Genomic DNA, 17,214 nt, shown 5'->3' with positions numbered 1-17,214 from the left:
CCGCTGCCTAAGCGGGGGTCAGACAGCGGGTTTGATCGGGTCCGAGCTGCCAGATCAGTGCCTGACTGGTGCTGCTCACCCCCACCAGACGCGAAAGGGCCCGATTGAAGGCCAAGGGATCGGCCGTTGTGCCGAAGCGCGGCGCCAAGGCCCCGGCTGGATCCGTGGCCAGCAGCCCGGCCTGGCCGAGGACATCGGCGAGATGGCGCGCAACGGCAGGCGCTGGATCCAGCACCGCCATCGCGGGTCCCACCAAACGGCGAATGGACTCGATCACGAAGGGGTAGTGGGTGCAGCCCAGAACAATCGTGTCGGCACCAGCGTCCAGCATCGGCTGGAGGTAGCCCATCAAGCGGGCATCACAGTCCGGGCCCTCAAGATCCCCCTGCTCGACCAACTCAGCCAGGCCCACACAAACCTGCTCGACCACCTGTACGGCTGTGGCGTAGCGCCCAACGGTGGCGCGATAGAGCTGCCCTTGAAAGGTGGCCGGTGTCGCCATCACCCCCACCACCCCGGAACGGGTGAGCTGGACCGCTGGCTTCACCGCCGGCTCCAGACCAAGGATGGGCAGCTGGGGAAAGCGCTGCCTCAGGGGTTCCAGTGCCACCGCCGATGCGGTGTTGCAGGCCACCACAATCGCCTTGCAGCCCTGGGCGACGAGATAGTCCGCAATTCCCAGGCTGTTGGCCTGAATCTCGTCAGCGGAGCGATGGCCGTAGGGGACATTCGCCTGATCGGCGACATAAAGAAGCGACTCCGACGGCAAGGCGTGAACCACCTGCCGCCAGATGCTTAAACCACCAACGCCGGAATCAAAGAGACCGATGGGGGCCCCGCTCATGGATAAGCCACGAGGTAGTTGAGGATGCCCATAGCGATAGCAACGGCCAGGCGCCGCCGGAAAGTCGGATCGGCCAAACGGGGAGCATCCAGCTGCCCGGTGACAAAGCCCATTTCGACAAGGGCCGCGGGCATCACCGTGCGGCGAATCACAAAGAAGCGGCCGGAGCGGGCACCACGATCCGGGGTTCCAGGCGAAGCCGCCAGCATTTGGTTCTGCAGCGATTGAGCCAGGCTCAAAGAGCGGCCACCTTGGAAATAGAAGGTCTCAACGCCATTGACGTCCGGCCGGTCCATGCGCAGAGCGTTGGCGTGAATGCTCACAAAAACATCGGCTCGGTTGTTGTTCGCCAAAGCCACCCGGGGGGGCAGATCCACATCCACTTCCGAGGAGCGGGTGAGCAGGACTCGAACGCCTTTGGCCTGAAGGATCTGAGCCACCTGGAGGCTCACATCCAGAACGACATCGGTCTCACGCAGATTGTTGATCCCAATCGCCCCAGGGTCCGGTCCGCCGTGGCCTGGATCGAGCACCACGGTGTAGCGCCCTTGGGGAACCGAGGGGAGATCCCCCAGCTTGGGAATCGGACCGCGCGGAAGCTGCAAGGAGGGAGGGGGAAGCGCCCGCCAACTGGGGCCCTGGGGCCTTTCAAGGCTGCCCTCTCCAATGGCCCGAAGCCCGCGGACGCTGGGGCCAAAGTCCATCGACCAGCGATCGACATCGGTGCCGACCAACTTGATCTGGCGGGGATCGAGACGTGTGCCCGGCTGGAACTCAATGACCAGACGGGTGGCGTTATCGGTGGGTCGGCCAATCCGAACCTCCCGAATCGCGCCATTGCCAACCAGGGTTCTGGACCGTTGAGGCGCACCGGGTAGATCCACCCAAATGCGAGGGCCAACAGCGCCATTGCCGTCCTCAAAAAAGGCCTGGAGACGGGTGGCCGGCGGCGTTCGCAGCTCCAGGACACCGTCCCGACTAATCCCCCAGGCCGAGAGGGCACTCCACGCCCTCGCCGGCAGGGCGGAGAGGAGCGTGACGCAGGGAAGCAACAGGGCAAACCCAAGACGGGACAACCGCCTGACTTGGTGTTGCAGCGTCAGCAACGACACAACTCTCGCCTTAAAAGAGCGCTGGCTTGCGGTGCTGAAGGCTCGGCATCTGGGCCTGGATCCGCTGGCGATGGCCCACATCGATCGGTGCAACGGCCTGGCCCACCGAGGTCCCGGCATCGGAGAGCACGGTGCCCCAGGGATCGATCACCAGGGCGTGGCCATGGGTTTGGCGACGACCGCCGTGATGGCCCGTTTGTGCCGGTGCGACCACATAGGCAGTGTTTTCAATCGCCCGGGCCTGCAGCAGGACATTCCAGTGATCCTTGCCGGTAAAAGCTGTGAAGGCCGCCGGGATGAAGAGCAGATCAGCACCCTCAGCCGCCAGGTGCCGGTAGAGCTCAGGGAAACGAACGTCGTAGCAAATGGAGAGTCCAATGCGGCACAGGCCAGGAACCTCGACGACAGGCGGCAGCGTGTTGCCGGGCTGAACCGTTGCTGACTCCTGATAGGTATTGCCGTCGGGCAGATCGACGTCAAAGAGGTGGATCTTGTCGTAGGTGGCCAGAATTTGACCGTCCTTGGCCACGAGCTGGGCACGATTGCTGGTCAGACCGGCCCCCGCCGGCACCGGGTAACCACCACCCATCAGGGTCACCTGGTAGCGGCGCGCCATGGTGATGAGGAAGCGCTGCGCTTGCTCTGCAATGAGCGCGGCCTGCTCGAGGCGCTGGCTGTCCTCACCCATGAAGGCGAAGTTCTCCGGCAGGCCAACCAACTCGGCACCGCGGCGAACGGCCAGCTCAATCTGCTCTTCAGCGGCGGCGAAATTGGCGGTGAGATCAGCGCTGCTGTTGAGCTGGATTGCCGACGCCAGAAAGCTTGTCAACGCTGGAGTTTTGCCACCGCGGCCACTGTAAGGGGATCAAGCGGCCTGCAACACCCCTGGGCTGGTTTGGGTGGGAACCATGGTCATCGTGTCGACGGCCGCGCAACAGGCGAAATCGGCGTCATGGTTACCCAGACCGATCAGACGCTGGCCATGGCTTGCGGCCCGCAGGCAGGTTTCGGTGTCATGGCGCCATTGCTGCCAAAGGGCCAGGGCCGCCAGGGCCTCATCGTTGGCGCAGCGCACCCCCACATGGGGCGAGACGGCACACTCCATCGCAGCTGAAATCACGGCACCGGCAGCCAGGCTGTCCTCCAGGGAGTAGTCCCCTTCCCAGCCACTGCCGACGACCCAAACCCGCTCGACCCCATGGTCGATTAAGCGCTTGGCAACCGCCGTGCGGTTGGGCAGACAGGCCGTCACCAAGAGCGGCACGGGCTTCACAGCTTCCAGGGAGCGGGTGCCATTGGTCGTGCTCATGAAGATGCGCTTGCCCCCGACCACCTCAGGGGTCACCGCCAGGGGAGAGTTGCCCAAGTCGTAGCCCTCCACCCGCTGACCACCGCGCTCACCCGCGCGCAGGCAACGCTCAGGGACCCAGGCATCGGCCGCTTGATTCAGGGCCTCAAGCGCAGCGAAGGCCTGAATGGCCTCGGCACCGCTTTGCAGGGCACAGGCAATGGTGGTGGTCGCCCGCAGGACATCAATCACCACGGCCGCGTCGGGGCCGCCCTCAGCCACGGGGCGCAGGCTGGGAACGTTCTCCGAGGTGTGGAAATAGGAGATCTGCACGGCCGCAGTGACTCAAGGGGGTGCGTCACAGTAGGCAGAACCTGTTGAAAAGTTGAGAGCGCCATGGGATCTGCGGCCAACGCCATTGGATCCCAACGTGATCTGAGGGGCTTTTTGGAGCTGCTGGAGGCTCGGGGTCAGTTGCGCCGCATCAGCGCTCCGGTGGACCCGGACCTCGAGCTGGCGGCCATTGCCGACCGGGTGCTGGGCTGCGGCGGTCCCGCCCTGCTGTTCGAGAACGTCAAGGGCTCGAGCATCCCCGTCGCGGTCAATCTGCTGGGGACCCTGGAGCGGGTGCTCTGGTCGATGGGGATGGAGCGACCCGAGGAGCTCGAGACCCTCGGCGAGCGCCTGGCCCTGCTGCAACAGCCCAAGCCCCCCAAGGGACCGCGGGAAGCCCTGCGCTTTGGTTCGGTCCTGCTGGATGTCCTGAAGGCGAAACCCGACCTCGACCTGCTCCCCCCCTGCCGGCAGGAGGTGTTTCAGGGCGAGGCCGTCAACCTCGATCGCCTGCCCCTGCTGCGTCCCTGGCCCGGTGATGCCGGCCGGATCATCACCCTCGGCCTGGTGATCACCAAGGACCCGGAGACCGGCACCCCCAACGTCGGTGTCTACCGGCTGCAACAGCAGTCGATCAACACGATGACCGTGCACTGGCTGAGCGTCCGTGGCGGCGCCCGCCACCTGCGCAAGGCCGCTGCCCTGGGCAAACCCCTGGAGATCGCCATCGCGATTGGTGTTCACCCGCTGCTGGTGATGGCCGCTGCGACCCCGATCCCGGTTCAACTCAGTGAGTGGCTCTTCGCGGGTCTCTACGCCGGTGAGGGGGTTCGCCTGGCGAAATGCAAAACCCTCGATCTGGAGGTGCCCAGCCACAGCGAAATCGTTCTGGAGGGAACGATCACCCCAGGGGAGGAGCTGGCCGATGGCCCCTTTGGCGATCACATGGGCTTCTACGGAGGCGTGGAACCCTCACCACTGGTGCGCATCCAGTGCGTCACCCAACGGCGCAATCCCACTTACTTCACGACCTTCAGCGGACGGCCCCCCAAAGAAGACGCGATGCTCGCCATCGCCCTGAACCGGATCTACACGCCGATCCTGCGCCAGCAAATTCCGGAGATCGTCGATTTCTTCCTACCCATGGAAGGGCTCAGCTACAAACTGGCCGTGATCGCCATCGACAAGGCCTACCCGGGGCAGGCCAAGCGGGCAGCCATGGCCTTCTGGAGCGCCCTGCCCCAATTCACCTACACCAAGTTCGTCGTCGTCGTCGATAAGTCGATCAACATTCGCGATCCAAGGCAGGTGATCTGGGCGATCAGTGCCCTTGTGGATCCACAGCGCGATCTCTTCGTCCTGGAGAACACCCCTTTCGACACGCTTGACTTCGCCAGCGAACAGCTGGGACTGGGGGGACGGCTGGCGATCGACGCCACCACCAAAGTGGGCCCCGAGCGCAACCACCCCTGGGGCAAGCCACTGCAACGGCCCGCCGAACTCGAGCGCCGCGTGGATCAACGCTGGGAGGAATTGGGCCTGGGCGACGTCGGTCAACAGGAACCCGACCCTGCGCTGTTTGGCTATGTGCTCGAGCAGGTTCTCGAGCGGCTACAACGGCCGGCCTGAGCGATGTTGCGGCGCAGCGCTCTGCAGGCACTCCAGGCGTTACTGCACCTCGCCATGGTCAACCACCAGTGGTGTTCCGTTAGCGAGATTGCCGAGGCCCAGGGACTGCCCGCCCCGATGCTCGAGCAGGTGCTCCTGCAGCTGCGGCGCGCAGCACTCGTCGAGGCCAAGCGAGGTCGTCAGGGGGGCTACCGCCTCAGCCGCCCCGCCGAGGCCATTCCCGTAGGAGAGGTCCTTAAGGCCGTCGGTGCCCCCCTGGTGCTCGACGCCCCCGGGGACAGCAGCCGCGCCGAGCAGGACGTCCTCAAGAGCATGGGCCGGCGGCTGCAATCCGCCCTGGATCGCGAGCTCAAGCAGCTCACCCTTCAAGAACTCCTGTTTGACCTTCAGAGCTGGCAGGAATGCCTAAGCAACGAGGGCGGCCTGATGCTGGGTTAAGCCAGGGCGTCCCGCTGGAGATAAACGCGGATCAGCTTTTCATCCATCAGCCCGGAGCGAGCGACGGGGGCTTCGTTGCAGCGCTCAAACAGCCCCAGCAAGGTGGAGGCCTCAAAGGGGTGCCCCATCGCGCTGGCGATCGCCGCCACCTCATCGGCGGTGCAGACCTCATTGAGTCGCGCCCGCAGCTCAGCGTCGCCCTGAATCAGAGCGAGGAAGCCAAAGACTGCCTGAAGTTGCTCGGCCATGGACCCTTGATCGGGGGTGTGCTCAGTTTGGCGAGTTGAGCCTGTTTTCGATCAGTTCCTACGCTCGCTGAAACCAAGTCCTCCTCCATGTCCCTCGCCCTGGGCACCAGCAACGGCCGCAGCCTGAAGGGCCACGTTCGGGTCCCAGGCGACAAGTCGATCTCCCACCGCGCCCTGCTCTTTGGCGCGATCGCCGAGGGCACAACACGGATTGAAGGACTGCTTCCCGCGGAGGATCCCCTGAGCACCGCCGCCTGCCTGCGGGCGATGGGTGTTCAAGTCTCAGCGATTGAAGCCGGCAAAACCGTGGTCGTCGAAGGCGTCGGCCTCGATGGCTTTCAAGAACCCGAGAGCGTGCTGGATTGCGGCAACTCGGGTACCACCATGCGCCTGATGCTGGGTCTGCTGGCGGGCCGCAGTGGTCGCCATTTCGTTGTGACTGGTGACAACTCCCTGCGGCGCCGGCCGATGAAGCGGGTGGGCGGTCCCCTCTCCGAGATGGGAGCCACGATCCATGGGCGCGCAGGCGGAAACCTCGCCCCCCTGGCGATCGAAGGCCGTCAATTGAGAGGGGCCACGATTCGCACCCCCGTGGCCTCCGCCCAGGTCAAAAGCGCGATCCTTCTGGCGGCGCTCACCGCGGACGGACCGACGACGGTGATCGAGCCAGTCCAGAGCCGGGACCACAGCGAGAGGATGCTGCGCGCCTTCGGCGCCGACCTCAGCGTTGGAGGTCCAGGCCAAACCGAAGTGACCGTGGTGCCGGGCTCGAGCCTCAAAGGGCAGGACGTGGTTGTGCCTGGGGACATCAGCTCCGCCGCCTTCTGGTTGGTTGCTGGAGCGATCACCCCCGGGGCGGACCTGACGATCGAAAACGTCGGCCTCAACCCAAGCCGCACCGGCATTCTTGATGTTCTCGAGCAGATGGGAGCCCGCATCGAGGTGCTCAATGCCCGGGACGTCGCAGGCGAGCCCGTGGGTGATCTGCGGGTCGTCCATGGCCCCCTGAAGGGCTTCAGCGTTGGCGCCGATCTGATCCCCCGGCTGGTGGATGAGATCCCTGTTCTGGCCGTGGCCGCCTGCTGCGCCGAAGGTCCCAGCCGGGTCACGGGGGCCGAGGAGTTGAGGGTCAAGGAAACCGATCGTCTGGCGGTCATGGCCCGTCAACTCGGAGCCATGGGCGCCCAGATCGAGGAGTTCCCCGACGGGATGACCATCCAGGGCGGCGTGACGCTGCACGGCGCCGAGGTCGATAGCGAAACCGATCACCGGGTCGCCATGAGCCTGGCCGTCGCCGCCCAGATCGCCTCGGGCATGACCACGATCGCGCGACCGGAAGCGGCCGCCGTCTCCTACCCGGGCTTCTGGGATGACCTCGAACGGCTTCAAGCTTGAGGTCCGCAGCACCGGCGACGGCAGTTTCAGCCTGTTCAGCCCGGAGTTCGGCGAAGCCTTCCACAGCAGCCGCGGCGCCCTAACGGAAGCACGCGAGAAATTCGTCGAACCCGCAGGGTTGGAGCGCCTGGGGCGGGGCAGCAGCCTTCGGGTCCTGGATGTCTGCGTCGGCACCGGCTGCAACACCGCTGCGCTGATTGAGGCCTGCGCCAGCCGAGGGCTGGAACTGCACTGGTGGGGACTCGAGCTCGACCGCGAACCCCTGGCCCAAGCCCTGGCGAGCCCTGCCTTTCGCGCGCAGTGGCAACCCGGCACGGTGGCGCGGCTTCAGGAACTCTGCAGCAGCCCAGGCATGCTCTGGGGAGACGCCAGGCTGGCGGTCCAGCCGCTGGTCGAAGAGCAGAAGGGGCAGTTCGATCTGTTGCTGTTGGATGCGTTCTCGCCCAGTCGCTGCCCCCAGCTCTGGAGCGTTGAATTTCTCGATGCCCTGGGTTCCCTGCTCAAGCCCGAGGGCCGGTTGCTGACCTATTGCAGTGCGGCGGCCGTGCGTCAGGCCCTGCGCCTGGCCGGCCTTGAACTCGCAGCGATCGAAGCGTCCTGCGGACTGCAGCAGCACAAACAGGATTGGAGCGGCGGCACCGCGGCCAGCCCCTCCCCCCTGCCCCCCGGGCCCCGGCTTCGAGCGCTCACGCCGATGGAGATCGAGCATCTGGGCACGAATGCCGCCGAGCCCTACCGCGACCCCGGCTTCTGCCTCGACCGCAAGACGATCCTTCAACGGCGGCAACAGGCCCAGGCCCGGGCGATGCGAGAGGGCAACGTGGAGGGCACGAGCGCCTGGCGCCGGCGCTGGGGACTTGCGGGCAACCACCAGTAGATTCCCGCTCAGCTACCCGCCCCTGCCAATGCTCGCCGTTGCCGTGTTGGCCGCCGGAAAGGGCACCCGGATGAAAAGCGACCTGCCCAAGGTGCTGCAGCCACTGGCGGGAGCAACACTGGTGGAGCGCGTGCTCGGCAGCTGCCGCGCCCTGGACCCCCAGCGCCAGATCCTGATCGTCGGGCACCAGGCCGAGCGCGTCGAGCAGTCCCTCAGCCAGCACGGGGGCTTGGAGTTTGTGCTGCAGCAGCCCCAGAACGGCACCGGTCATGCGGTCCAGCAATTGCTGGCGCCCCTGGCGGACTTTGACGGTGAACTTCTGGTCCTCAATGGGGACGTACCGCTGCTGCGGGAGGAGACGATCACGGCACTGCTCGAGCGCCACCGCAACTCCCAGGCGGCCGTGACCCTGTTGACCGCGAGGCTGGATGACCCAACCGGCTACGGGCGCGTCTTTGCCGATGCCAGTGGCCATGTCTCCGCCATCGTCGAGCACCGTGATTGCACGGAAGAGCAACGGTCCAACAACCTCACCAACGCCGGGATCTACTGCTTCAACTGGAGCAAGCTCGCTGCGGTCCTCCCCCAACTGAGAACCGATAACGATCAAGGGGAGCTCTATCTCACGGACACCGTGGCGATGCTCAGCCCCGCCATGCACGTGGAGGTGGCCGATGCCGACGAGATCAATGGCATCAATGACCGCTACCAACTGGCGCAATGCGAAGCGGTGATCCAGCAGCGCCTGCGGCGCCACTGGATGGCCGAGGGCGTGACCTTTGTCGATCCCGAGAGCTGCACCCTCAGCGATGGCACCCGTTTCGGCCGGGATGTCGTCGTGGAACCGCAATGCCATTTCCGCGGAGAAACCAGCGTCGGCAGTGGCTGCCGCATCGGTCCTGGGAGCTTCCTCGAGAACGCCAGCGTTGGCGAAGAGGTGGAGGTCCTCTACTCCGTCGTGCGTGATGCGGTCGTCGCTGATCGCTGCACGATTGGCCCCTACGCCCAACTCAGACCTGGTACGGAATTGGCCCGGGACTGCCGGATCGGCAACTTCGTCGAAATCAAGAAGAGCCAAATCGCCGCGGGCAGCAAGGTCAACCACCTCAGCTACATCGGTGATGCCCAACTCGGTGAGAACGTCAACGTCGGAGCGGGCACCATCACCGCCAACTACGACGGGGTCAACAAACACAGGACAGTGATTGGTGCTGGCAGCAAAACCGGAGCCAACTCCGTGCTGGTCGCGCCGATCAGCCTGGGGGCCAACGTGACGGTTGGAGCCGGATCGACCTTGACCAAGGATGTCCCCGCTGGTTCCCTAGCGCTCGGTCGCGCCAAGCAACTGATCAAGGAGAACTGGTCCTAGGAGGGGAGGTCCAGCTCCTGCCGCCATTGCGCCAGAGGGCGTTCCCATCCATCCTCAAGTTTCTGAGCGATGAGGCAGCGGGCCTTGAGGCCCATCTCGAAACCGCGGGAGAGGGACTCCAGCAGCGCCTCCAGCGGTTCGTCGTTCTGCAAACAGCTCAACATCCCGCCAAAGATGAGCATCACCGCCAGGGGCGAGCGGTTCTGGGCCAGGTTGAAGGCCTGGAGGCCCAACTCTCCAGGACCATCGGTGCCAAATCCGGTCAGCACGTGGACGATGTCGTGGGTCTCCCGCAGCCGGTGGGTGATGTAATCCTCCGCAGAGCTGATCGGCCTGGGGTCAATCAGGCTCTCTGGTGTCAGCCCTTGGGAGCGGAGCTGATGGGCATAGACATGACCCAGGCTCCCCTCGGGAAGGGCCAAGAGGGCATCCAAGTCAATGGGCCCTGGACGCCAGTTGGAGTCCACCAAAGCCGCCAGCTCAGGGTTCTCCAGCAGATGGCGAAACATCTGCGCTGAGAGGGGGCTGTTCTGCAGGCTGCGGCTCACGGCGAACACCCCCTCGAGGGAATCGGGGTGTTTCAGAAACGTCGCCAAGCCCGAGACCAGCTTGAGGGACTGAAGGCGACTCTTCAGATTGAACTGCATGCTGACCTCGGCGTTGAGGCCAGATTGGCTCAGACCTCTGGAAGCAGCGGAATCAAGCGCTCAAGTGCAACACCACGGCTGGCCTTCAGCAACAGCACGTCTCCAGCCAGGAGCCATTGCTGAAGCGCTCCAGCGGCGTCCTCTGGCCGCTCGACGACCAACACCCGAGGGAGGGGCGCTGCCGCCTGGGCCATCGCCTCAGCCTCGGTCCCACTGGCCACGATCACCAAACCATCCAGCTGCAGCGCAGCGGCACGCTCGGCCACCTGGCTGTGCAGGGCGACACTCTGCTGCCCGAGCTCCAGCATGGTGCCCAGGACCGCAAAGCGGCGGCCTGGCTGGCGCGCCAGAAGATCCAAGGCCGCCAAGACAGCTTCGGGGGAGGCGTTGTAGGTCTCATCCAACAGCGTCAGACCGCCCATCTGCAGGCGCCGGTTGCGCCCCCCCGGGACCGCAACACTCATCTGGGTCAATGCGTCTGCTGACACCCCGAGCTCGGCAGCAACGGCCAGGGCCAACAGCAGATTGCGGGCGTTGTGGCGCCCCTCCAAGGGCAAGTGAATACGCGATCCCCCCACGCGCATCAGCCCAGCGCGCTCATCGAGCTCACCGATCCAATCGGCCTGATCGGCGCCGGCGTCATCAGACAGAGCAACCCGTGCGACCCGACCCGACCAAACCTGAGCCAGAGCCGCCTCGAGCAGTGGATCGCCCGCCGGCACCACGAGCAGACCGTCCTCCCGCAGGGCGGCCGTGATTTCCAACTTGGCCTGGGCGATCGCCTCCCGGCTTCCCAGTCGTCCGATATGAGCTGTCCCGATGTTGGTAACCACCGCCACGTCCGGGGCAGCGGCGCGGCTCAAGCGTTCAATTTCGCCGAGGCCACGCATGCCCATCTCGACGACCACAGCCTGGTGTTGGTCGCTGGCGTTGAGGAGGGTGAGTGGAACGCCGATGTCGTTGTTCTCATTGCCACGGCTCGCTTGAACAGGACCCAAAGGCAGCAGGGCTGAGCGAATCAATTCACGCGTTGTGGTCTTCCCCGCCGAACCGGTCACGGCCACCACGGGGCAATGCAACTGCTGGCGATGGAGCAACGCCAACTGCTGGTAGGCCTCAAGGCTGTCATCGACGAGCCAATGGAGCAGACCCTCTGGAACCAGCTCACGGCGATTCCGTTGCACAAGGGCAGCCTGGGCTCCAACGGCCAACGCCTGGGGCAGGAACAGATGGCCATCGAAGCGCTCACCCACCAGGGGAACGAACAGTTGACCACCCGATAGCGTTCGGGTGTCGGTGCAGATCTCGCCGACGGCAGCCTCGGGATCCCAATCGGTTGAGGCACCTTGGGGGGCTCCCCAAAGGGCCATCAGAGCGCCGAGCTGCATCGGATCAGGTGGACGGAGATTCGCTGAGCACGATCATGCCCTCACCGACCAGGGCATCTCGGGCGATGAGGCCAGAGCGGGAATCGCGTAGCTCCAGGTGTTCGTAGCCGAGCTGATTGGCCCACAGCTGCCATACCTCAGCGCGCCGCTGCTGCTCCTGCGGGGTCAGTGCCGGGAAGGCTGGCCGCACCTGCAGGATCAGCAGGGACTGGTCAGGCAAGCCCTCAGCCTGGACCAACAATCCATCGGCCTCGGGTCGCTGCACCAGCTCAAGCAAAGGGTCGGGGGCATAGGGCCCTTGTAGAGCCTCAGGTTCCAACGCCGAGGCCTCCGGCTCGCTCGGCTCCAGTGATTGGGTCGGCTCAACCGGCGGCTCCTCAACGAGGGAAGGGGCCTCGATCAACGCCGGCTCGTTCGTCAGCTCGGAGGACTGCTGCGGCTCAGGAGCGCTCTCCACCAGAGCAGCTGGTGCTGCCGGATCGGGTGCGGAGGGCCAGACCCGCATGAGGAAGACCAGGGCCGACCCCAGCAGTGCCGCCAAGACCAGCGCAAGGGCCGGCCAGAACAGGGGAGCGAGGTCCGACGGCCACCAGGACGGCGACCAGAGGCTTCCCTGGCGATTGCGTCGCCAAAGTTCCCGGGAGCGGAGCACAAGGTCGCCGCGGACGGCGCCAAGGTCCTCGGCCAGGGAGAGCCAAGGGTTCTTGTAGGGCGCCGGCAGATTGCTGCGCCGTTCCGTGGGCGGAGGAGAACTCAGCGGCTGCTCCGGCGGCGCAGAAGCGAGAGGGGATTGCGCAGACCAGGAGCGGCCTCAGCCTCAGACACTTGGTCAAGGCCCTGGCGGCTCGGATCGGCCTGCTGACCCTGGGAGAACTGCTCCACCGCTTGGGCGTCGGGGGTCGGTTCTTTGACCCCTTTGACCTCCTTGTACATCCGGTCGTACTCCAGAGCTGAGCGATCCCAGCTGAAATTGGCCTGCATGGCACGGCGCTGCAGCTCCGTCCAACTCTGGCGATGGCGATAGGCCTCCCAGGAGCGGACAATCGAGGTGTAGAAATCGAGTGGCTCGTAGCGGTCGAAGCCAAACCCCGTGCCGGTGTGGCCATTGGGGTCGTGCGGGGGGACGGTGTCGACCAGACCACCGACGCGGCGAACCACCGGAATGGAGCCGTAGCGCATCGCCAGGAGCTGACTGATGCCACACGGCTCAAACCGACTCGGCATCAAGAACGAATCACTACCGGCGTAGATCAAGCGCGAGAGGGCGTCGTCATAGGTCAGGAAGACCGCAAAACGCCCCGGATAGCGGGAAGCCATCTGCCAAAGCCCCGCCTCGAGGTGCCGGTCCCCGGTCCCCAAGACCACGATCTGGCTGTCGGAATAGGCCAGGACCCGGTCCGCCACCTGCAGCAGAAGATCAATGCCTTTTTGGTCCACCAGACGGCTCACCACACCCATCAGATAGGTGTCGGGATTGACCGCCAAGCCCATGCGCTCCTGCAGGGCCCGTTTGCACACGGCGCGGCCCGAGAGGTCATCAGGGGTGAAGGTCGCGGGCAGGGTGGAATCGGTGGCCGGGTTCCAGGCGTCTTGGTCAATGCCGTTGAGGATGCCGCGCAACTTGCCGCTGACGAAATTCAACAGGCCGTCGAGCTTCTCGCCGTACTCAGGCGTGCGGATCTCCTGGGCGTAGGTCGGTGAGACCGCATTGACCCGGTCGGCGTAAAGCAATGCCGCCGCCATCGTGTGGTCACCCTGCATGTACCAGGGGCACCAGGTCATCCGATCGAGCTTCCAACGCCAGGGGCCCTGGTACTTGAGGTTGTGGATGGTGAAGACGGTGCTGATCTCTGCGTCCTGGTGCATCCAGACCGGAATCATCCCGGTATGCCAGTCATGGCAATGCAGGATGTCGGGCTTCCAGTGGTGCCAGGCAAATTCCGAGACGGCACTGGCAAAGAAGGTGAAACGCCAATCCTCGTCCTCGCCGCCGTAGATCCGCTCCGGATCGAAGACAGGGTGGCCGACCAGGTACAGGGGCAAGCCATTCGTCGGATGACGGGTTTCGAACACCGCAAAATCGGTGCCCATCGTGTGGCCACGCCAGATGGGATCAGCCGGGATCTGCAGAAGGCTCCAGAGGCGGCCATAGCCCGGCATGATCAGCCGTACGTCGTGGCCCAGGGGTGCCAGGGCCGGGGGGAGGGAGCCGACTACGTCGCCCATCCCGCCGACCTTCACCATCGGTGCACATTCAGCCGCGGCAAAGAGCACCCGCATGGCGATGGGATCGCAAGTGGGCGCAACTTTACGGGCAGTCTCTAGGGAAGGACCGTCACCAAGGTGCCGACCTCGACCAGCTCAAACACTTCCTGGACGTTTTCTTCGTAGAGACGTACGCAGCCATGGGAGACCGCACGTCCAACGGTCCAGCGGTGGGGCGTGCCATGGAAGCCCGCCACCGTGCAGCCGTTGACGCTGAGATAGCGCTCACCGTCCCAGGCATTCTCTTTGGGGGTGCAGTTGCGATGGAAGCCAATCCAGCGTGAACCCAGGGGATTCTTCGGGCCTTGAGGGACCTGGGAGCCATTGCCTGGATGCTGCCAAACGGGCTTGGCCACCTTCTCGAGAACCCGATGGCTGCCGGCGGGCGTTTCCCAACCGTCCGTACCAACGGCGGCGGGGTAGCGATGCAGCATCCGGCCGTCCTTGATCACCATCAACTGCCGCGTCTGGCGATCGAGCACCAGGTGGAGACCCTCCTGATTCATCAGCGAGGTCGGAATGCGGGAGAGGGCCACCGCATCACTAATGACCGGTGCCGGAGGTGGAATGGGGTCGGGTTGGCGTGCCTCAGCGATCTGCGGAAGCAGGGCCAAGGCCAAAGGCGCCAGGAGGGCGAGGCCAGTCGAGCGGGAGAAGGTCACAAGCCAAGCAGCAGTCTCACCCAGGACTAGCTACGAGACTTCAGTTGTGCTACGGCAGCCAGTCAGCGCCAGAAAAATCGGGAGACCGCTTCTCCAGGAATGCATTTCTGCCCTCCTGCCCCTCTTCCGTTCGATAAAAGAGATGGGTGGCTTGCCCGGCCAGTTCTTGGATGCCCGCAAGACCGTCGGTCTCCGCATTAAACGCCGCCTTCAGACAACGGATCGCCGTCGGGCTGTGCTGCATCACCTCCCGCGCCCAACGCACTCCCTCCAGTTCGAGCTGATCAAGGGGAACAACGGCATTGACCAAACCCATCTCCAAAGCCTCCTGGGCGCCGTACTGGCGGCAGAGGAACCAGATCTCCCGCGCCTTGCGCTGGCCGACCACGCGGGCGAGATAACCAGCGCCAAAGCCCCCGTCAAAACTGCCCACCCGCGGACCGGTCTGGCCGAAGCGAGCGTTCTCAGCCGCCAGGCTCAAGTCACAGAGCAGGTGCAACACCTGTCCGCCACCGATGGCGTAGCCAGCCACCAGGGCAATCACCACCTTGGGCAGGCTGCGGATCAGGCGCTGAAGATCAAGAACATTCAGCCGCGGCAGGCCGTCATCACCGACGTAGCCCCCGTCACCGCGGACGCTCTGATCACCGCCGGCACAAAAGGCATAACCACCATCGGGGGCAGGGCCGACCCCGCCGAAGAGGACCACCCCAACCCGCGGGTTATCCCGCACCCGTGAAAACGCGTCAAAGAGTTCGCTGACGGTCTTTGGACGAAAGGCGTTGCGCTTTTCCGGGCGATTGATCTGAATCCGGGCGATGCCCTCCTCACTGAGATCAAACAGGATGTCGTCGTAGGAGCCCTGGGGAATCCACTGCACAGCGGCTTCAGCGGGTGGCGAGTTCGACCATTGTGCGGCGCAGGCTTTGCCGCAACTGCGCATCCGCCTGGCGATCGGTTTGCACCACCAGAAGGCTGAGCGTCTGCCCATGCGCCCAAGCCATCGCCTGGGGCAACGCCTCCAGGCTCTCTACGCGCTGGGCGGGGATGCCATAGCCCTCGGCCCAGCGCAGGTGGTCCATGGCTTGTGGCATCGCGAACAGGCGCTCGAAATCCAGGGCCGGACGGATCGGCAATTGCTCAAAGATGCCGCCGCCGCCGTTATCGACCATCACGACCATCAGCTGGGCGCCACGCTCTCGCAGCTGCTGCAGCCAAAGCCAGCCATTGGCGTCGTGCAGCAGGGCCAAGTCACCGCTCAAGAGCACCAGGGGGCCTCTGCTGATAGCCAAACCGGCAGCGAGGGACAACGTCCCATCGATGCCCGAGGCACCGCGGAAGCCATCAATGCTGCGGCAAGGGGAATCCGGGGCCGAGAAGCTCTCCCAGTCCCGCACAGGACTGCTGCTGGCGAGCATCAAGCCCCAGTCGGCTGGCAGAGCGCGACTGAGGATCCGGGCCAAGCCTGGCTCCGAGAGCCCCTGCGCCGGGAGCAGCTGGTCCAGACGCTGCTGCACCTGCTGCTCAGCCGCCCACCAGAGGTCGCGCCACCGCTGGTTACCAGCAGCCACTGGAGCGTCCCAGCGGGACGCGGGGTGCTGAGCGAGCCAGGCCTCCAGTCCATGGGGCCAATGCTGGCTGGCCGTGCCCAAGGCATCGAGGTTGCGCGGATCCTGTTCACTCACCAACAACTGAACGCCGGCGCTTCGCTGAATCCAGGCCTGCAGACGACGGCTCGCTGGCACCGGCCCCAGGCGCAACAGTTGTGGCGCAGAAGGCAGCTGATGGCCCTCTGCCAGGAACAGGTCGTAGCTGAGAACACAGCTCAGGCCAGGCCAACCCCGCAGCCCGGAGAGCGGATCAGCCAAGACCGGCCAACCCGTCCGCGCCTGCCAGCGCTGCAGGGCAGCGGCAAAGCCCGGCAAGTCCTCCGCGCGACCACGCCAGGGACCGGCGATCACCACCCCTGGGCGATCGAGATCGAAGGGAAGACCCTCTCCAGCCCCGGCCGCAAGAGAGGGAATCAGGTCTTCGCCACTGGCCGCATCAGGGGGCTGCGCCTTGAGTTCGCTCTGCAGGCGGCTGATGCTCTCGGCCGGGGCATGCAGGGGTTCTTCAAAGGGGAGATTGCAGTGCACCGGGCCCCAGGGGGGAAGCAGCGCCTTCGCCCAGGCCTGCTGGGCAAACACCCGCAGTTCCGAGCGCTCCATCGCCGCCAGACCCCGGGGATCCCCCTGAAGCAAACAGCGGCAAGAGGAGGCAAGAAACGACTCTTGATTCACCGTCTGATTCGCCCCACAACCCTTCAAGCGGGCGGGGCGATCGGCGCTCAGCACCAGCAGCGGAATCGCACCGAAATCGGCCTCCACCACGGCTGGAAGCAGATTGGCCACGGCCGTCCCCGAGGTCGTTACGAGGGCTGCAGGGATCCCATCGCCTCGGCTCAAGCCCAGGGCAAGAAAGGCCGCCGAGCGCTCGTCCACGCCACAGAACAGCTCCAACCCTTGCTCCGCCAGCAGTCCAGCAGCCAGGGCCAAGGGAGCTGAACGGCTCCCCGGACAAAGCACCAGACGCCGCAGCCCCTGGCGTCTGAGCTCAAGCAACAGCTCCAGTGCAGCCCGGAGATTCGCCTCAGCACTGCAGGGGTCTGGAGGGGGAAGAGGCACCGCGGCGGGCCATTGATCAGGATGTGGCGATCATGCCGGCCCGCGCTGATTCA

The 17,214-nt window shown here is 65.1% G+C and carries 17 protein-coding genes; 5 read left to right on the top strand and 12 right to left on the bottom strand.

Annotation, left to right across the window (positions count from 1 at the left end; genetic code table 11):
- Positions 1–7: 7 nt before the first annotated feature.
- From murI to LY254_RS00895, 4 genes are read right to left on the bottom strand one after another with little or no spacing between them, the layout of a single operon-like run.
- Positions 8–844, bottom strand: coding sequence for a glutamate racemase (gene murI / locus LY254_RS00910; RefSeq protein ID WP_247478131.1), 837 nt, complete (start codon positions 842–844; stop codon positions 8–10).
- Positions 841–1,920: an N-acetylmuramoyl-L-alanine amidase gene (locus LY254_RS00905; protein ID WP_247478130.1), complete on the bottom strand. Its 1,080-nt coding sequence runs from the start codon at positions 1,918–1,920 to the stop codon at positions 841–843. Before LY254_RS00905 ends, murI begins: the two co-directional genes overlap by 4 nt.
- A gap of 46 nt (positions 1,921–1,966) precedes the next feature.
- Positions 1,967–2,785: a carbon-nitrogen hydrolase family protein gene (locus tag LY254_RS00900; RefSeq protein WP_247478128.1), complete on the bottom strand. Its 819-nt coding sequence runs from the start codon at positions 2,783–2,785 to the stop codon at positions 1,967–1,969.
- A 36-nt stretch (positions 2,786–2,821) separates the two neighbouring features.
- Positions 2,822–3,577 (bottom strand): 2-phosphosulfolactate phosphatase family protein, encoded by a 756-nt coding sequence (locus LY254_RS00895; RefSeq protein WP_247478126.1) that lies wholly within the window; start codon positions 3,575–3,577, stop codon positions 2,822–2,824.
- A gap of 63 nt (positions 3,578–3,640) precedes the next feature.
- On the opposite strand from LY254_RS00895, the gene LY254_RS00890 reads away from it, so the two are divergent.
- Complete coding sequence (locus LY254_RS00890) at positions 3,641–5,206, top strand: UbiD family decarboxylase (protein ID WP_247478113.1); 1,566 nt, start codon at positions 3,641–3,643, stop codon at positions 5,204–5,206.
- A gap of 3 nt (positions 5,207–5,209) precedes the next feature.
- On the top strand, positions 5,210–5,644 hold the full coding sequence (locus LY254_RS00885; protein ID WP_247478111.1) for an Rrf2 family transcriptional regulator: 435 nt from the start codon (positions 5,210–5,212) through the stop codon (positions 5,642–5,644).
- Here the strand turns inward: LY254_RS00885 and LY254_RS00880 are convergent.
- Positions 5,641–5,892 carry a Nif11-like leader peptide family natural product precursor gene (locus LY254_RS00880; RefSeq protein ID WP_010316784.1) on the bottom strand — a complete coding sequence of 84 codons (252 nt, stop codon included), beginning with the start codon at positions 5,890–5,892 and terminating at the stop codon, positions 5,641–5,643. The genes LY254_RS00885 and LY254_RS00880 overlap by 4 nt on opposite strands.
- Positions 5,893–5,979: 87 nt before the next feature.
- Here LY254_RS00880 and aroA point away from each other — a divergent pair, with 87 nt between their 5' ends.
- The 3 genes from aroA to glmU are packed head-to-tail and all read left to right on the top strand — an operon-like array spanning position 5,980 to position 9,533.
- Complete coding sequence (aroA, locus tag LY254_RS00875; protein WP_247478109.1) at positions 5,980–7,287, top strand: 3-phosphoshikimate 1-carboxyvinyltransferase; 1,308 nt, start codon at positions 5,980–5,982, stop codon at positions 7,285–7,287.
- Complete coding sequence (locus tag LY254_RS00870) at positions 7,262–8,164, top strand: tRNA (5-methylaminomethyl-2-thiouridine)(34)-methyltransferase MnmD (RefSeq protein ID WP_247478107.1); 903 nt, start codon at positions 7,262–7,264, stop codon at positions 8,162–8,164. Before aroA ends, LY254_RS00870 begins: the two co-directional genes overlap by 26 nt.
- A 28-nt stretch (positions 8,165–8,192) precedes the next feature.
- Positions 8,193–9,533 carry a bifunctional UDP-N-acetylglucosamine diphosphorylase/glucosamine-1-phosphate N-acetyltransferase GlmU gene (glmU, locus tag LY254_RS00865; protein WP_247478105.1) on the top strand — a complete coding sequence of 447 codons (1,341 nt, stop codon included), beginning with the start codon at positions 8,193–8,195 and terminating at the stop codon, positions 9,531–9,533.
- On the opposite strand, the gene LY254_RS00860 is transcribed toward glmU, so the two are convergent.
- The 7 genes from LY254_RS00860 to menD all read right to left on the bottom strand — a co-directional run bounded on the left by LY254_RS00860 (position 9,530) and on the right by menD (position 17,101).
- Positions 9,530–10,180, bottom strand: coding sequence for a Coq4 family protein (locus LY254_RS00860; protein ID WP_247478104.1), 651 nt, complete (start codon positions 10,178–10,180; stop codon positions 9,530–9,532). The genes glmU and LY254_RS00860 overlap by 4 nt on opposite strands.
- Before the next feature lie 29 nt (positions 10,181–10,209).
- Positions 10,210–11,568, bottom strand: a complete 1,359-nt coding sequence (murF, locus tag LY254_RS00855; RefSeq protein ID WP_247478102.1) for a UDP-N-acetylmuramoyl-tripeptide--D-alanyl-D-alanine ligase — start codon at positions 11,566–11,568, stop codon at positions 10,210–10,212.
- A 4-nt stretch (positions 11,569–11,572) separates the two neighbouring features.
- The gene (locus LY254_RS00850; RefSeq protein WP_247478100.1) at positions 11,573–12,220 is read right to left on the bottom strand and encodes a hypothetical protein; all 648 of its coding nucleotides are present in this window, start codon (positions 12,218–12,220) and stop codon (positions 11,573–11,575) included.
- A 101-nt stretch (positions 12,221–12,321) separates the two neighbouring features.
- Positions 12,322–13,848: a glycogen synthase GlgA gene (glgA, locus tag LY254_RS00845; RefSeq protein WP_010316779.1), complete on the bottom strand. Its 1,527-nt coding sequence runs from the start codon at positions 13,846–13,848 to the stop codon at positions 12,322–12,324.
- A 41-nt stretch (positions 13,849–13,889) separates the two neighbouring features.
- Positions 13,890–14,495 (bottom strand): L,D-transpeptidase, encoded by a 606-nt coding sequence (locus LY254_RS00840; RefSeq protein ID WP_247478096.1) that lies wholly within the window; start codon positions 14,493–14,495, stop codon positions 13,890–13,892.
- A gap of 49 nt (positions 14,496–14,544) precedes the next feature.
- Positions 14,545–15,375 (bottom strand): 1,4-dihydroxy-2-naphthoyl-CoA synthase, encoded by an 831-nt coding sequence (gene menB, locus LY254_RS00835; RefSeq protein WP_247478093.1) that lies wholly within the window; start codon positions 15,373–15,375, stop codon positions 14,545–14,547.
- Positions 15,376–15,382: 7 nt separating this feature from the next.
- The gene (menD, locus tag LY254_RS00830) at positions 15,383–17,101 is read right to left on the bottom strand and encodes a 2-succinyl-5-enolpyruvyl-6-hydroxy-3-cyclohexene-1-carboxylic-acid synthase (protein WP_247479962.1); all 1,719 of its coding nucleotides are present in this window, start codon (positions 17,099–17,101) and stop codon (positions 15,383–15,385) included.
- Positions 17,102–17,214: the final 113 nt, after the last annotated feature.

It is taken from the genome of Synechococcus sp. NB0720_010 (assembly GCF_023078835.1).
Taxonomy (GTDB): domain Bacteria; phylum Cyanobacteriota; class Cyanobacteriia; order PCC-6307; family Cyanobiaceae; genus Vulcanococcus.
This window is presented reverse-complemented; position numbering and strand designations above follow the sequence as displayed.

Coding starts and splice junctions, on each gene's coding strand:
- murI (WP_247478131.1), bottom strand. CDS start 844: ATGAGCGGGGCCCCCATCGGTCTCTTTGATTCCGGCGTTGGTGGTTTA.
- LY254_RS00890 (WP_247478113.1), top strand. CDS start 3,641: ATGGGATCTGCGGCCAACGCCATTGGATCCCAACGTGATCTGAGGGGC.
- LY254_RS00885 (WP_247478111.1), top strand. CDS start 5,210: ATGTTGCGGCGCAGCGCTCTGCAGGCACTCCAGGCGTTACTGCACCTC.
- LY254_RS00880 (WP_010316784.1), bottom strand. CDS start 5,892: ATGGCCGAGCAACTTCAGGCAGTCTTTGGCTTCCTCGCTCTGATTCAG.
- aroA (WP_247478109.1), top strand. CDS start 5,980: ATGTCCCTCGCCCTGGGCACCAGCAACGGCCGCAGCCTGAAGGGCCAC.
- LY254_RS00870 (WP_247478107.1), top strand. CDS start 7,262: ATGACCTCGAACGGCTTCAAGCTTGAGGTCCGCAGCACCGGCGACGGC.
- glmU (WP_247478105.1), top strand. CDS start 8,193: ATGCTCGCCGTTGCCGTGTTGGCCGCCGGAAAGGGCACCCGGATGAAA.
- LY254_RS00860 (WP_247478104.1), bottom strand. CDS start 10,180: ATGCAGTTCAATCTGAAGAGTCGCCTTCAGTCCCTCAAGCTGGTCTCG.
- murF (WP_247478102.1), bottom strand. CDS start 11,568: ATGCAGCTCGGCGCTCTGATGGCCCTTTGGGGAGCCCCCCAAGGTGCC.
- glgA (WP_010316779.1), bottom strand. CDS start 13,848: ATGCGGGTGCTCTTTGCCGCGGCTGAATGTGCACCGATGGTGAAGGTC.